We start from the raw sequence: 15,158 nt of genomic DNA, 5'->3' as shown, positions 1-15,158 counted from the left end.
GTGTTCCGTCGGCGAAAGACTTTTCATGCTCCTCGTTCCCATGGCCGCCCTGCGCGCGCTCGCCCTCGCCTGCTTTCTCACCCTCCCCGCACTCGTATTCGCCCATGAGGGCCACGACCACGGGGCCGAGCCGCCGCCCGCGCCCGTGGCGGCCGCCCCCCGTGCCGAGGCCGTCTCGAAGCGGTTCGAACTCGTGGCCGTGGTCTTGGGCGCGGATCTCGTCTTCTACCTCGATGACGTCGCCACCAACGCCCCCGTGGCGGGCGCCGGCCTCGCCGTGTCCCTGGAAGGCCAGCCGCGCCGCAAGGCCGTCGAGACGGCGCCCGGCACGTATCGCCTCCCCCTCCCCTGGGCCAAGGGCAGCACCCACAACGACCTCCTGGTGGGCGTCACCGCGAACGGCGCCACCGACATCCTGAGCCTCGACCTCGATTTGGACGAGGCCCCGGCCGCCACGGCGAGCACGGGCGCGGCCACCCCGACACTCGCCGAGATCCTGCGCCGGCAGAACCCCCTCGCCACCGCCGCCGGATTCCTCCTCGGGCTCGCGGTCCTCTCGACCGTGCGCGGCCGCCGAACCGTCCCGGTCCTCGCCCTCCTGGCCGTCACGGCGACCCTGGTTCTCGGCGGCACCGCCCGCGCGCATGAGGGACACGCGGACGGTGGCCACGCCGCCGCCCTTCCTGCCGCTCCCTTGCCGGCTGCCCTCACGCCCGGCGCCCCCGAACGCGCCCGCCGCCTGCCCGACGGCTCGGTGTTCGTCCCCAAATCCCTGCAGCGGCTCCTCGCCCTGCGGACGGACCGCACCGCCCTCGCCAACGTCGCCCGCGTGACGGAACTGCCCGGCCGGATCATCGCCGATCCCAACGCCAGCGGCGTGGTACAATCCTCCGTCGGCGGCCGCCTCGCCCCGCCGCCGGGCGGCTTTCCGCGCCTCGGCACCCGCGTGCGGCGCGGCGACGTCCTGGCCGTCGTGACGCCCCCGGTCCAGGCCGTGGACGTGTCCGACATGCGCCAGCGCCAGGGCGAGCTCGACCAGCAGATCGCGATCCTGATGCGCCGGGTCGACCGCTTCGAGCGCCTCGCCACCACGGGCGCCGTGGCCCGGACCCAGCTCGACGATGCCCGCTCAGAACTGGACGGCCTGCGCGACCGCCGCGCCGCCCTCGACGCCGTCCGGCGCGAGCCCGAAGCCCTGGTGGCCCCCGTGGACGGGGTCATCGCCGAGACGGGCGCCGTGGCCGGCGCCATGGCGGCCCCCGGTACGGTGGTCTACCGCATCGTCGATCCGGGCAAGCTCTGGGTCGAGGCCCTGAGCTTCTCCGCCCTCGACGAGGGCAGCGCCGCCACCGCCCGCCTCGGCGACGGCGCGAGCCTGACCCTCGCCTATCGCGGCGCGGGGCTGGCCGACCGCAATCAGGCCGTCCCCGTCCAGTTCGCCATCACGGGGGAGACCGGCGGCCTGCGGCTCGGCCAGTTCGTCACCGTGCTGGCGCCCACCGGCGGCCCGCGCGAGGGCCTGGCCCTGCCGCGCGGCGGCCTCGTGCGCCACGAAGCCACGAGCCTCGTCTACGAGCACGTCAGCGCCGAACGCTTCATCGCCCGCGCCGTGCGGGCCGAAGCCCTCGATGCCGACCGGGTCCTCGTGGCCGACGGCCTCGCGGCGGGCCGCCGCGTCGTGGTGCAGGGCGCCGAACTTCTCGACCAGATCCGCTGAAGGCGCGCTCCGATGTTCGAGACCATCGTCGCGCAATCCCTGCGCAACCGCCTCCTCGTGCTGGCGCTGGCCGCCGCCCTCGTCCTCACGGGCGTACTGGCCCTGACCCGCCTGCCCGTGGACGTGCTGCCCGACCTCAACCGCCCCACCGTCACGGTGATGACGGAGGCCGAAGGGCTCGCCCCCGCGGAGGTGGAGCAGCGCGTCACCTACCCCATCGAGACCCGGATGAACGGCCTGCCCGGCGTCACCCGCGTGCGCTCGGTCTCCGGCATCGGCCTGTCCATCGTCACGGTGGAGTTCGAATGGTCGGCCGACCTGTTCCGGGCCCGCCAGTTCGTGGCCGAGCGCCTGGCGCTCGCCCGCACGGAACTGCCCGCGACCGTCAATCCGCAGATGGGGCCGGTCTCATCGATCATGGGCGGCATCCTCCTCGTCGCCGTCACGGGCGAGACCGCCTCCGCCATGCAGCTGCGCGAGACGGCCGACTTCACGATCCGGCCGCGCCTCCTGTCGATCCCGGGTGTCGCCCAGGTGATCCCCATCGGCGGTGAAGTGCGCCAGTTCCGCGTCGCCCCGAACCCCGCCGCCATGCGGGCGCTCGGCGTCACGAACGAGGCCCTGGCGAAGGCGCTGGAAGGCTTCGGCACCAATGCGGGCGGCGGCTTCACCGAGGCGGGCGCCCGCGAGGTGCTGATCCGGGCGGTGGGCCGCACCACCGACCTCGCGGATCTCAGCGGCCTCGTGGTACCGACGCCCGGTGGGCCGGTCTACCTGCGGCAGGTGGCCGACATCGCCTTCGCGCCCCGGCCGAAGCGCGGCGACGGCGGCTATATGGGAAAACCCGCCGTCATCGTCTCCGTGGAGAAGCAGCCCGGCATCGACACCGTGCGCCTCACCCGCACGGTGGAGGCGGCGCTCGCCGAAATCGCCCCGGCCCTGCCCAACGGCATCGAAGCGCGGAAGATCCTGTTCCGGCAGGCGGACTTCATCGAGACCTCGCTGGGCAACGTCGTGCGGGTGCTGTGCGAGGCCGTGGCGGTGGTGGCCGTGGTGCTGTTCGCGTTCCTGATGAACGCCCGCACCACCCTCATCTCCCTCGCGGCGATCCCCGTCTCGATCCTGGCCACCGCGGCGATCTTCTCCGCCCTCGGCCTCTCCATCAACACCATGACGCTGGGCGGCCTCGCCATCGCCATCGGCGAACTCGTGGACGACGCCGTGGTGGACGTGGAGAACATCCTGCGGCGCCTGCGCGAGAACCGGCACGCCGGCGCCCCCCGCCCGGCCTTCGCCGTGATCGTGGCGGCCTCGAACGAGGTACGCTCCGGGATCGTCTACGCGACCGCCATCATCTGCCTCGTCTTCGTCCCGCTCTTCGCCCTGTCGGGCATCGAGGGCCGGCTGTTCGCGCCCCTCGGCCAAGCCTACATCATCGCGATCCTGTCGAGCCTTCTCGTCTCCCTCACCCTGACGCCGGCGCTGGCCTCCTGGCTGCTGCCCGGCCTCAGGAGCCTGGAGGCGCCCGAAGGCCGCCTCGTCCGAGGGCTGAAGGCCGGGAATGCCCGCCTCGTCCGGGGGGCGCTGCGCCACCAGGGGGTGGTGATGGCCGCCGCCCTCCTCGGCGTCGGCCTCGCGGTCCATGGGGCGATGGGCCTGCCGCGGGTGTTCCTGCCGCCGTTCAACGAGGGCTCGTTCACCGTCAACCTCGCCTTCACGCCGGGCATATCCCTCGCCGAATCGAGCCGCATCGGCGCCATCGCGGAGGGGCTCGTCATGGACATCCCGGAAGTCGACCGCGTCGGACGCCGCACGGGCCGGGCCGAACTCGACGAACACGCCGAGGGCGTCCACTCTTCCGACCTCGAAATCGGCCTCAAGCCGGGCGGCCGCCCCCGCGACAGCGTCGTCGCCGACATCCGCGCCCGCCTCGGGGTGCTGCCGGTCTCGGTGAATGTCGGGCAGCCGATCTCCCACCGCCTCGATCACATGCTGTCGGGGGTGCGGGCCGAGATCGCCGTGAAGCTGTTCGGCGAGGATCTCGACACCCTGCGCCGCACGGCCGAGGATCTGAAGACGCGCTTCGAGACGATTCCGGGGCTCGCGGATCTCGCCATCGAGAAGCAGGTCCGCATCCCGCAGCTCGACGTCCGCGTCGATGGCGGCCGGGCCGCCCTCTACGGCATCGCCCCGAACGCCGTGGTGGATGCGGTCAGTCGCCTCGCCAACGGTCGCGTGGTCTCGACCCTGGTGGACGGCCTGCGCCGTTTCGACGTCACCGTGCGGCTGCCGGAATCCGGCCGCTCCGTCACGGCCCTGCGCGACCTCCTCATCGAGACGCCGACGGGCTGGGTGCCGGCCCATGCCCTGGCCGACATCACCGAGCGCGACGGCCCCAACCAGATTCTTCGCGAGAACGGCCGGCGGCGCCTCGTCATCCAGGCCAACACCGTGCCGGGATCGGACGGCTCGGCCGTGGCGGCGTCCATCGGGCGGATGCTCGCCGAGACGAAGCTGCCCGAGGGGGTCTCGGCAAGCCTCGAAGGGGCGTTCCAGGCTCAAGGGGAAGCGACGCGGACCATCGGCCTCCTCAGCCTCGTGTCGCTCGCCCTCGTCTTCGCCCTGCTGGCGAGCCGCTACCGCTCGGGGCGGCTCGCCCTCATCGTCATGGGCAACGTGCCGCTGGCCCTCATGGGCAGCGTCGTCGCCCTGAAGGTGACGGGCCTCCCCCTCTCCGTCGCCTCGATGATCGGCTTCGTGACGCTCACCGGCATCGTCGCCCGCAACGGCATCCTCAAGATCAGCCACGCCCTCAACCTCGGGCTCACCGAGGGCATCCCCTTCGGCCCGGCCCTGGTGCTGCGGGCGAGCCAGGAGCGCCTCGTGCCCGTGCTCATGACGGCCCTTGCCGCCGGCATCGCCCTGGTGCCGTTGCTCCTCGACGGCACCGCGCCCGGCAAGGAGATCCTCCACCCCGTGGCGGTGACGATCTTCGGCGGGCTCTTCAGCGCGACCCTGCTGGACGCCGTCCTCACCCCGATCCTGCTCCTGCGCTTCGGTGGCCCGGCCTTCGCCCGCCTCGCCGCCGCTCCGGAGCCGGCCCTGTCCCCCACCGAAGCGCCGAGCCCGGCCCTGTTCTGACGATGGAGTTCCCATGACGATGAAGACCACCCTCGCCGCAGCCCTCGCGGTCCTCGCCCTCGGCACCGCCGCCCTCGGCCACGACGACCATGCGGGCCACGACCACCGCGTCGACAATCACGGGCAGCCACCCGCGAAGAAGGGTGCCGAGGCGGCCTCCACCCGCGCCTTCCGCGAAGCGAACCTGCGGATGCACGGCGACATGGACATCGCCTATTCGGGCGACGTCGACCGCGATTTCGCCGCCGGTATGATTCCCCACCACGCGGGCGCCATCGCCATGGCGAAGGTGGCGCTGCAATACTCGAAGGACCCGGAGGTGCGGGCGCTCGCCGAGCGCATCGTCCAGGCCCAGGACGCCGAGATCGCGCAGATGCAGGCGATTCTGAAGCGCAAGGGGACGCACTGACCGGCTGGTCGCCTCCGCGCGTAGCCCTATCTGGAGGCATTCCAGTCAAGCCGCGCGGAGCCGACCCGGCATGAACTCTCCTGACACGGGCTTTCCCATCACGCTGACGGTGAACGGCGTGCCCCGCAGCCTCGTCCTCGAGGATGCGCGGGTCACCCTCCTCGACGCCCTGCGCGAGCGCCTCGACCTCACGGGATCGAAGAAGGGCTGCGACCGGGGCCAGTGCGGCGCCTGCACGATCCTCCTCGACGGGGTGCGGATCAATGCCTGCCTGGCGCTCGCCGTGAGCCATGACGGGGCGTCGATCACCACCATCGAGGGGCTGGCCGACGGCGACGTGCTCCACCCCGTCCAGGCCGCCTTCGTGGACCACGACGCCTATCAGTGCGGCTTCTGCACGCCCGGCCAGATCATGAGTGCCGTCGGCCTCATCCGGGAGGGGCAGGCGGGCGACGATCCCGAGCGGGTGCGCGAGGGCATGAGCGGCAACCTCTGCCGCTGCGGCGCCTACGCCGGCATCACCGAGGCCGTGCTGGCGGCGCACGCCGCCATGAACGCCCCCGACGTGCTGCCCGGCGGCCATCTCAGCGAGGACGCGGCATGAACCGGTTCGATTATATCCGCGCCGGCAGCGTCGCCGAGGCCGTGGCGGCCCACGCAGCGGGCGCCGCCTATCTCGCCTCCGGCACCAACCTCCTCGACCTCATGAAGGGCGACGTCACCCGCCCCGAACGCCTCGTCGACATCTCTCGGATTTTCGGCCTCGATGCCATCGAGACCTTGCCGGACGGCGGCACCCGCATCGGCGCCCTCGTGCGCAACGCGACCCTGGCGCACGATCCGGCCTTCGCGAAGGCGTATCCGGCCGTGGCCGAAGCCCTGCTGTCGGGCGCCTCGGCGCAGTTGCGCAACGCCGCCACCACCGCCGGCAACATCCTCCAGCGCACCCGCTGCCAGTACTTTTACGACACCGCGAGCGCCTGCAACAAACGTCAGCCCGGCGCCGGCTGCGACGCCATCGGGGGCGTCACGCGCACCCACGCGGTCCTGGGGTGGAGCGAGCATTGCATCGCCACCCACCCGTCCGATTTCTGCGTGCCCCTCGCCGGCTTCGATGCCGTGGTCGAGATCGAGGGTCCGGCCGGGCGCCGCGAGATTCCCCTGGAGAGCTTCCACCGCCTGCCCGGCGACGCGCCCGAGCGCGAGACCGAGTTGGCCCCGGGCGACCTCGTCGTCGCCGTGCGGCTGCCCCCGGAAGCCAAGGCGTTCGCCGCCCATTCCCGCTACCTCAAGGTCCGCGAGCGCACCTCCTACGCCTTCGCCCTGGTCTCGGCGGCGGTGGGCCTCACCTTCGCGGGCGATCGCATCGGGCAGGCCCGCATCGCGCTGGGCGGTGTCGCCCTCAAACCCTGGCGGGCGCGGGCGGCGGAGGCCCTGCTCGCCGGAGCGATCCCGAGCCCCGAACTGTTCGCACGCGCCGCCGACGCGGCGCTTCAGGGGGCGAGCCCATCCGGCGACAACGCCGCCAAGATCGACCTCGCCCGCCGCATCGTCGTGCGCGCCCTGACACTGGCGCAGGCCGGCACCCCGGCCCGCATCCCCGCCTTGCCCGCCAGCCCGTTCGGAGCCTGACCATGAGTGAGCGCATGCGCCACGGCGCCTCCATCGGCCAGCCCCTCACCCGGCGCGACGGCCCCGCCAAGGTCACGGGCGCGGCCCGCTACAGCGCCGATTTCAAGCCCGAGGGGATGCTCCACGCCGTCATGGCGGTGAGCACCATCGCGCGGGGCCGGGTCACCCACCTCGACGTCGCGGCGGCGAAAGCCCATCCGGGCGTCGTCGACGTGATGACGCCCGAGAACGCCCCGGCGCTCGCCAAATCCCCGGACGAGAAGGACAATCCCTTCACCTTCCGCCTCGACCTCCTGCAGAATGCGGGCGTGCGCTACGCCAACCAGCCCATCGCGGTGGTGATCGCCGAGACCCTGGAGGCTGCCACCGAGGGCGCCGCCCTGCTGGCGCCGCGCTACGATGCGGAAGTGCCGGAGGTGGAACTCGGCGGTGGCGAAATCTTCACCCCCAGCAGCGTCGGGGCCGGCTCGCCGACGGAGGAAGGGGCGGGCGACGTCGCCGCCGGACTGGCCGCCGCCGACACCCGCCTGGAGGCCACCTACGAGACGGCGGCGCAGTATCACAACGCGCTGGAACCCCACACCAGCGTGGCCGCCTGGGACGGCGACCGCCTCACCCTGCAGACGCCGACCCAGGCCCTGTGGATCGCCAAGGGACGCCTCGCCGAGCTGTTCGGGATTCCCCCCGAGAACATCCGGATCGTCAGCCATTTCCTCGGGGGCGGCTTCGGCTCGAAGGGCTTCATCGCCGCGCCGCAGATCCTCGGGATCATGGCGGCGAAACTCGTCGGGCGGCCGGTGAAGCTCGTGACCCGGCGCGAGCAGATGTTCGGCCCCGTGGGTCACCGCGCCTCGACGCGCCAGACCCTCAAGCTCGGTGCCAAGGCGGATGGCGGCCTGACCGCCCTCGACCACCACACCCTGACCCTGACGAGCCGCCACGACGACTTCGTGGAAGCCTGCGGCCTCATCGCCCGCCACCTCTACGCGGCCGATGCCATCGCGACGACCCACGCGGTCTCGCGCGCCGATATCGGCACGCCCCTATTCATGCGCGCCCCCGGCGAGGCGCCCGGCAGCGTCGCGGTGGAATCGGCGCTCGACGAACTCGCCCTCGAACTCGACATGGACCCGCTGGAGCTGCGGCTTAGGAACTACGCCGAGGTCGAGCCCATCACCCACCGGCCGTTCTCCTCGAAGGCCCTGCGCGAATGCTATGCGCAGGGCGCCGAGCGCTTCGGCTGGGCCAAGCGCCCGAAGCAGCCGCGCCAGATGCGGGACGCGCACGGGCTCCTCGTCGGCTGGGGCATGGGGACGGCCACCTATCCGGCCGGGATGATGCAGGGCGAGGCCCGCGCCACGATCCGGGCCGACGGCACGGCTTTGGTGGAAACCGCCGCCCAGGACATGGGCCAGGGCGCCTGGACGGTGCTCGCCCAGATCGCCGCCGACGGGCTCGGACTCGGCCTCGACGCCGTGGACCTGCGCATCGGCGAGTCGGACCTGCCCAATGGCGGCCTCGCGGGCGGCTCCACGGGGACGGCCACCGCCGGCAGTGCCGTCCATGCGGCGACGCAGGCGGCTTTGGCCGAACTCGAAGCCCTCGCGGTGAACGACCGCGCCTCGCCCCTCTACGGCGCCGGAAATGCCGGCACGGTGGCGCAGAACGGGCGCCTCGCCCGCCGCGACGATCCCACTCGCTCGGAGAGCTTTTCGGAGATTCTCGCCCGCGCCGACAAAGCTTCCGTCGAGGCCAAGGGCACGGGGGCGGGCGAACCGGCCTCGCGCAAAACCTACGCCATGCATGCGCATGGGGCGGTCTATGCCGAGGTGAAGGTCGATCCCGATCTCGGGCAGATCCGGGTGACGCGGCTGGTCGGCGCCTTCGCGGCCGGGCGCATCGTCAACCCGCGCCTCGTGCGCAGCCAGTATTACGGCGGCATGATCTGGGGCGTGTCCCTGGCGCTCCACGAGCACGCGGTGCTCGACACGCGCTCCGGCCGGGTGATGAACCCCAATCTCGCCGAGTACCACGTGCCGGTGAACGCCGACGTGCCGTCCCTGGAAGCGATTCTGGTGGAGGAGCACGACCCGCACGTGAATCCCCTCGGCATCAAGGGGGTCGGCGAGATCGGCATCACCGGCACGGCGGGCGCCATCGCCAACGCCGTCTGGCACGCCACGGGGGTCCGGGTGCGTCACTTCCCCATCACCCTCGACAAGCTTTTGACCTGAGGACAGAATCAGGGCGCCCCTCGCGACGGGGGCGAACCTGTCGACGGGGTAGCCGGCGACCTATCTCCCGGTCTCCCCGAACGACGACGGCAGAAAGACACCCCCATGGCGACGCCCGGAGACTGGAAGATCCCCGCATCCGTGCAGCCCCGGGCCGGTGATTACGGTTTCGACCTCGCCCAGGCGCTGACCGCCATCGTCGCCCTCTCGACCCGCGTGCCCGACGAAGCCTTCTCGGCCGAGACCCTGGGCACGGAGCGGGCCGGCAACGGCGTCGTCATCGGCGACGACGGCCTCGTGCTCACCATCGGCTACCTCGTGATGGAGGCCGACACCGTGTGGCTCACCACCCATGACGGCCGTTCCGTGCCCGGCCACGTCGTCGGCTACGATGCCGTGACGGGCTTCGGCCTCGTCCAGGCCCTCGGCCCCCTCAACCTGCCGGCCCTGCCGCTGGGGCGCTCCGGCCCCGTGAGGGTCGGCGACCGGGCCATCGTGGCCGGAGTCGGCGGGCGCCAGCGCAGCGTCGCCGTGGAGATCGTCGCCCGGCAGGAATTCGCCGGCTACTGGGAATACGTCCTCGACGAGGCCCTGTTCACCGCCCCCGCCCATCCGCAATGGGGCGGCGCCGCCCTCATCGGCGCGGGCGGCGAGTTGCTGGGGATCGGCTCGCTCCAGTTGCAGCAGGGCACGGCGGAGGGGCCACGCACCATCAACATGATCGTGCCCATCGACCTCCTGCCGCCGATCCTCGACGACCTCGTCACCCGAGGCCGGGCCGACCGGCCGCCCCGACCCTGGCTCGGCCTCTATGCCAGCGACGGCGACGACGCCGTGGTGATCATGGGGCTCGCCGATGACGGCCCGGCGGAGGCCGCGGATCTGCGGCCCGGCGACGTCGTCACGGCGGTGGCGGGCGAGCCCGTGGCGGATCTCGCCGGCTTCTTCCGGCAGGTCTGGGCCTTGGGCGAGGCCGGCGTGCGCGTGCCCCTCACCATCCGGCGCGACGGCCAGACCATCAAGCTCGCGGTGACCTCGGCCAACCGCGAGCGCTTCCTCGTGTCGCCGCCCCTGCATTGACCCGGTTGCATTGATCCGGCCGCCCCGGGGGTCTATCCCCGGGCGATGACCGAGACACCAATCCACATCGTCGGCGGCGGCCTCGCGGGCTCGGAAGCCGCCTGGCAGATCGCGCAAGCCGGCCACCCGGTGGTGCTGCACGAGATGCGCCCCGTGCGCGGCACCGAGGCCCATCACGGCCAGGATCTCGCCGAGCTCGTCTGCTCGAACTCGTTCCGCTCCGACGACGCCAACGGCAACGCCGTGGGACTGCTGCACCAGGAGATGCGCACCCTCGGCTCCCTCATCCTGAAATCCGCCGACGCGCATCAGGTCCCGGCCGGGGGGGCGCTCGCCGTCGACCGCACCGGGTTCGCCGCCGCCGTCACCGCCGCCCTGGAGGCGCATCCCCGGGTGAGCATCGTGCGCGAGGAGGTCGAGGGCCTGCCGCCGGACTCCTGGGGCCAGACCATCGTGGCCACGGGGCCGCTCACCGCCCCGTCCCTGGCGAGCGCCATCCGGGATCTCACGGGTGCGGAATCCCTGGCTTTCTTCGACGCCATCGCGCCCATCGTCCACCGCGACTCCATCGACATGGACAAGGCGTGGTTCCAGTCGCGCTACGACAAGGTCGGCCCCGGCGGCACGGGAGCCGACTACATCAACTGCCCCCTGGACCGCGAACAGTATGACAGGTTCATCCAGGCGCTGATCGAGGGCGAGAAGATCGGCTTCAAGGAGTGGGAGGCCTCGACGCCGTATTTCGACGGCTGCCTGCCCATCGAGGTCATGGCCGAGCGCGGCCCCGAGACCCTGCGCCACGGCCCCATGAAGCCCGTGGGCCTGACCAACCCGCACAACCCCACGGTCAAGGCCTGCGCCATCGTGCAGCTGCGCCAGGACAATGCGCTCGGCACCCTCTACAACATGGTCGGCTTCCAGACGAAGCTCACCTATTCCGAGCAGGTGCGGGTGTTCCGCACGATCCCCGGCCTCGAGAACGCCGAGTTCGCCCGCCTCGGCGGCCTCCACCGCAACACCTACCTCGACAGCCCCCGCCTCCTCGACGCCACCCTGCGGTTGAAGGCCCGGCCGTCCTTGCGATTCGCCGGTCAGATCACCGGCTGCGAGGGCTATGTCGAGAGCGCCGCCATCGGCCTCATGGCGGGCCGTTTCGCCGTGGCCGAGGCGCAAGGCCGAGCCCTGGCGCCGCTGCCCGCCACCACGGCGCTGGGGGCGCTGATCGGCCACATCACCGGAGGCCACATCGCGGCGGAGGATGCGGGCGCCCCGCGCTCGTTCCAGCCCATGAACGTGAATTTCGGCCTGTTCCCACCCCTCGACCACGCCCCGAAGGGCGAGGCCTGCAAGCGCCTGCGCGGCCCGGAAAAGGCGGTGGCCAAGAAGCAGGCCCTGACGGATCGCGGCCGGGCGGATCTCGCGGCATGGATCGGGGCCGACGCGGCACGGGTCGCGGCGGAGTAGCCGAGGTCGACGCCGGATGAATCCGGGTGGCATCTCGGAATCGGTAGAGGCAGGCCCCCTGCCCCTCGCTCATCGTTGGCCCTCTATGAGCCCTGGGCGTACAACCCTATGGATTTCGATTGGCATGATGAGAAATCGGATCGCAATCTTGCCGGGCGTGGGTTTGGATTCGACTTTGCGGCCCTGATCTTTCTCGGACGCGTTCTGCTAAGAGCCGACGGCCGCCAAGATTACGGCGAGGTTCGCCAGAACGCACTCGGGGAGATCGACGGTGATATTGATCACGTCACCTTCACGGATCGGGGGGATGTGCGGTGGATCATCTCCGCGCGCCGAGCCAACCGCAGGGAGCGTCAACGATGGCACGCATCAGCCTCGACCGACTTCGAATGAACCGGCCGCAGGTGGACCGTGAGAGGATCGACGCCACGAGGGAGGCCGATATCCGCCGCCATACCGTCGAGGACGGGGGCGATCCGGACGCCGAGCCAACCGAGTATGCCCTCGCGTCTGCGCCGGCCGAAATCCGGAAAAAGCTCGGCGTCACACAACAGCGCTTCGCCGATGCCCTCGGTGTCCCCGTCGCAACCTACCGAAATTGAGAACAGGGTCGGAAGCTGCCCGATCCGGCGGCCCGCTCCCTCCTCACCATCTTCGACCGCGAACCGGAAGCGGCGATGCGCGCCCTCGGCATCGACCGGCTTCGTCTTGCGGGACGCGACGACTGATACGGTTTCCGGTTGATTGCTTCGGATCGACTGGGCGCGACGGGCTCCCTCTCCTGGAAGGAGAGGGTGGGGGTGAGGTGTAGTCCATCTCCGAAGAGGTCACACACCTCACCCTGTCCCTCTCCTTACAGGAGAGGGGACCCGCGCTTGCTGGAGACCGAATGGATCAACCGGAAACGGTATGATCCGGCTTCCCACCGATCGGAGGTGAAACCGGGTCGGCGTAAAGCCCCGTGCGGGACGCTCAATCAGGCTTCGCCTCATACGCGAAAATCCGCCGCCCCGGCCGGTGGCCCTCGTCGCCGGTGTCGCGGAACCCGACCTTCGTGAGCAGCCCCACCGACGCCGTGTTCTCGGGCCGGCATTCGGCGATGAGGAAGCGGTGGGGGAAACGTTCGCGCAGCAGGCCCACCGCACCCGTCACGGCCTCGGCGCCGTAGCCCTGGCCGCGCGCGCCGCCGCCGACCCAGTAGCCGAGTTCGACCGCATGGTCGCCGCGCAGGTGCAGGCCGACGATGGCGACGAGTTCGTTGTCGGCCCGCGTGCGGGCGCCGAGGAAGCAATCTTTTCGGATCTTGGCCGGGCCGATGAGCCCGCGCGCCGCCGCCAGGGTGAAGGGGGATGGCAGGAAGTCGATGGCGCCGGTGATGGCCGGATCGTCGGTGAGCGCCCGCACGGCCTCGGCATCCCCCGGCACCAGGGGGGCGAGGCGCAGGCGGGCGGTCTCCACGGGGGAGAGCTTGGCGAGGGAATAGCGCGCGGCGAGCTTGAACATGGCGACGCCACCCTACCCCATCGCCGCGTCCGCGCGCGAACGGTTTGGCCCAACAAAAACCCGCCCCGGCAAACCGGGGCGGGCGCGTCTCGTCAGCGTCGGGCGCTCTCCCTTACGGGTGAATCACCATGGCGTTGAACGGATAGACGTAGGCCTGGAGCATCACCAGCACGCCGACGAGGCAGGCGAGCACGATGGAGTGCCAGAACACGAAGCGCAGGATCTTGCCCTCCTGCCCGAAATAGCCCGTGGCCGTGGAGGCGACGACGATGGACTGGGCGTCGATCATCTTGCCCATGACGCCGCCGGACGAGTTCGCCGAGGCCATGAGGATGCCCGACAGGCCGAGCTGCTCCGAGGTGATTTTCTGCAGGCCGCCGAACAGCACGTTCGACGCGGTGTCCGAGCCGGTCAGCGCGACGCCGAGCCAGCCCAGCAGCGTGCCGAAGAACGGGTAGAGGATGCCGGTTCCGGCGAACGCCAGACCGAGGGTGGCATCGACGCCCGCGTAGCGGGTGAGCACGCCGAGCGCCAGCATCGCCGAGATGGTGATGAGCGAGTAGCGCAGCACCCAGATGGTCTCGAGATAGGCCGTCACGAGGCGCCAGGGCGAGAACCGCATGAGCAGGCCGGAGATGATGGCCGCGAACAGCACGCCGGTGCCGGTGTAGGACATGTAGGTGAAGGCGAAGACGGCGGCTTCCGGATGGGCCTTGGCCACCACCGGCGGCACCTTCATGATGACGTTGTGCAGGCCCGGTACCTCGTACTTCCAGGTGAAGATCGGGTTGACGAGGGCCTTGAACCAGCCGGTGCCCCAGATCGCGACGATCACCGAGAGGATGATCCACGGCACCCACGCCATCATGATCTCGGAGGACGAGGCGGTGCGGGCATAGGCGCCCGTGGGGGCAGCCTTGGCGCCGCCCTCGGCGGTGACGAAGCCGAGCGACGGATCGTTGCCGCGTAGCGCCGGCGAGGTCCAGATGGTGGCCGGGCGCCAGACGCGCAGGAACAGCACCAGGGCGCCCATGGAGACGAGGGCCGCGCCGATATCGACGATCCAAGGGTTGACGTAGTTCGAGATGCCGAACTGGGCGAGCGCGAACGAGCCGCCGCAGACGAGGATGGCGGGCCAGATCTGGACCATGCCGCGGAAGCCCGCGAACACCCAGATGAGCCAGAACGGCACCAGGATGGAGAAGAACGGCAGCTGGCGGCCGATCATCGCGCCGAGGATGTAGGGGTCGTAGCCCGTCACCGAGGCGAGGCCCTGGATGGGGGCGCCCAGCGCCCCGTAGGCCACCGGGGCGGTGTTGGCGATGAGGGAGAGGCCCGAGGCGGCGAGCGGCGAGAAGCCGAGGCCGATGAGGATGGCACCCGTCACCGCCACCGGGGTGCCGAAGCCGCCGGCGCCCTCGAAGAACGCCCCGAACGCGAAGGCGACGAGGAGGAGCTGCAGGCGCCGGTCCGTGGTGATGCCGGCCACCGATTGCTGCAGGGTGGCGAACCAGCCCTTCTCCACCGTCAGGCGGTAGAGGAAGATGACGTTGAGGATGATCCAGCCGATGGGAAACAGGCCGAGCGCCACGCCGTAGCCCGAGGCGCGGGCGGCGAGATCGGCCGGCATGCCGAACAGGAACACGGCGACGCAGAAGGCGAGCACCAGGGAGAGGACGGCGGCGATGTGGGCCTTGACCTTGCCGCTGGCGATCATGCCGAGCAGCGCGATCACCGGCAGGGAGGCGGCGAGCGTCGAGAGCCAGGGGCTCCCGAACGGATCGTAGACCTGATTCCAGGTGGTCACGGTATTCACGGGCGTCCTCCCAAGGTGATTCCGATCTCCCGCCGGAACCTTGGGTCGTTGCTAGCAGAGGCCCGAAGTCGGCTCAACGCGGGTTAATGATGTATTCAGAGACAGTTGCGGGCGGGACACCATGGGCGCGATGAGCGTACGCATCGGTGCGTCGTCGCGCCG

Annotated in this window: 12 protein-coding genes; 10 read left to right on the top strand and 2 right to left on the bottom strand. The window is 71.1% G+C overall.

Annotated elements, in window-relative coordinates; all coding sequences use genetic code 11:
• Positions 1-25 precede the first annotated feature (25 nt).
• From BM249_RS15175 to BM249_RS15130, 10 genes are all read left to right on the top strand, one after another.
• The gene (locus BM249_RS15175; RefSeq protein ID WP_091973364.1) at positions 26-1,717 is read left to right on the top strand and encodes an efflux RND transporter periplasmic adaptor subunit; all 1,692 of its coding nucleotides are present in this window, start codon (positions 26-28) and stop codon (positions 1,715-1,717) included.
• A 12-nt stretch (positions 1,718-1,729) separates the two neighbouring features.
• Positions 1,730-4,858 (top strand): efflux RND transporter permease subunit, encoded by a 3,129-nt coding sequence (locus BM249_RS15170; RefSeq protein ID WP_091973362.1) that lies wholly within the window; start codon positions 1,730-1,732, stop codon positions 4,856-4,858.
• 19 nt (positions 4,859-4,877) lie between these two features.
• The gene (gene copM, locus BM249_RS15165) at positions 4,878-5,267 is read left to right on the top strand and encodes a CopM family metallochaperone (RefSeq protein WP_091973516.1); all 390 of its coding nucleotides are present in this window, start codon (positions 4,878-4,880) and stop codon (positions 5,265-5,267) included.
• A 70-nt stretch (positions 5,268-5,337) separates the two neighbouring features.
• Positions 5,338-5,871: a (2Fe-2S)-binding protein gene (locus BM249_RS15160; protein WP_091973359.1), complete on the top strand. Its 534-nt coding sequence runs from the start codon at positions 5,338-5,340 to the stop codon at positions 5,869-5,871.
• On the top strand, positions 5,868-6,899 hold the full coding sequence (locus BM249_RS15155; protein WP_091973356.1) for an FAD binding domain-containing protein: 1,032 nt from the start codon (positions 5,868-5,870) through the stop codon (positions 6,897-6,899). Before BM249_RS15160 ends, BM249_RS15155 begins: the two co-directional genes overlap by 4 nt.
• Before the next feature lie 2 nt (positions 6,900-6,901).
• Positions 6,902-9,133 (top strand): xanthine dehydrogenase family protein molybdopterin-binding subunit, encoded by a 2,232-nt coding sequence (locus BM249_RS15150; RefSeq protein WP_244528781.1) that lies wholly within the window; start codon positions 6,902-6,904, stop codon positions 9,131-9,133.
• Between the two features lie 105 nt (positions 9,134-9,238).
• Positions 9,239-10,213, top strand: coding sequence for a S1C family serine protease (locus BM249_RS15145; protein ID WP_091973353.1), 975 nt, complete (start codon positions 9,239-9,241; stop codon positions 10,211-10,213).
• A gap of 45 nt (positions 10,214-10,258) precedes the next feature.
• Positions 10,259-11,677: a methylenetetrahydrofolate--tRNA-(uracil(54)-C(5))-methyltransferase (FADH(2)-oxidizing) TrmFO gene (trmFO, locus tag BM249_RS15140; protein WP_091973350.1), complete on the top strand. Its 1,419-nt coding sequence runs from the start codon at positions 10,259-10,261 to the stop codon at positions 11,675-11,677.
• A 108-nt stretch (positions 11,678-11,785) separates the two neighbouring features.
• The gene (locus tag BM249_RS15135; protein WP_091973347.1) at positions 11,786-12,070 is read left to right on the top strand and encodes a BrnT family toxin; all 285 of its coding nucleotides are present in this window, start codon (positions 11,786-11,788) and stop codon (positions 12,068-12,070) included.
• Positions 12,037-12,279, top strand: a complete 243-nt coding sequence (locus BM249_RS15130) for a helix-turn-helix domain-containing protein (RefSeq protein WP_244528779.1) — start codon at positions 12,037-12,039, stop codon at positions 12,277-12,279. Before BM249_RS15135 ends, BM249_RS15130 begins: the two co-directional genes overlap by 34 nt.
• Before the next feature lie 370 nt (positions 12,280-12,649).
• Here the strand turns inward: BM249_RS15130 and BM249_RS15125 are convergent, their stop codons facing one another.
• Positions 12,650-13,180 (bottom strand): GNAT family N-acetyltransferase, encoded by a 531-nt coding sequence (locus BM249_RS15125; RefSeq protein WP_091973344.1) that lies wholly within the window; start codon positions 13,178-13,180, stop codon positions 12,650-12,652.
• 112 nt (positions 13,181-13,292) lie between these two features.
• Positions 13,293-14,987 (bottom strand): L-lactate permease, encoded by a 1,695-nt coding sequence (locus BM249_RS15120; protein WP_091973509.1) that lies wholly within the window; start codon positions 14,985-14,987, stop codon positions 13,293-13,295.
• Positions 14,988-15,158: the final 171 nt, after the last annotated feature.

The organism is Methylobacterium gossipiicola, from assembly GCF_900113485.1.
Classification (GTDB): Bacteria; Pseudomonadota; Alphaproteobacteria; order Rhizobiales; family Beijerinckiaceae; genus Methylobacterium; species Methylobacterium gossipiicola.
This window is presented reverse-complemented; position numbering and strand designations above follow the sequence as displayed.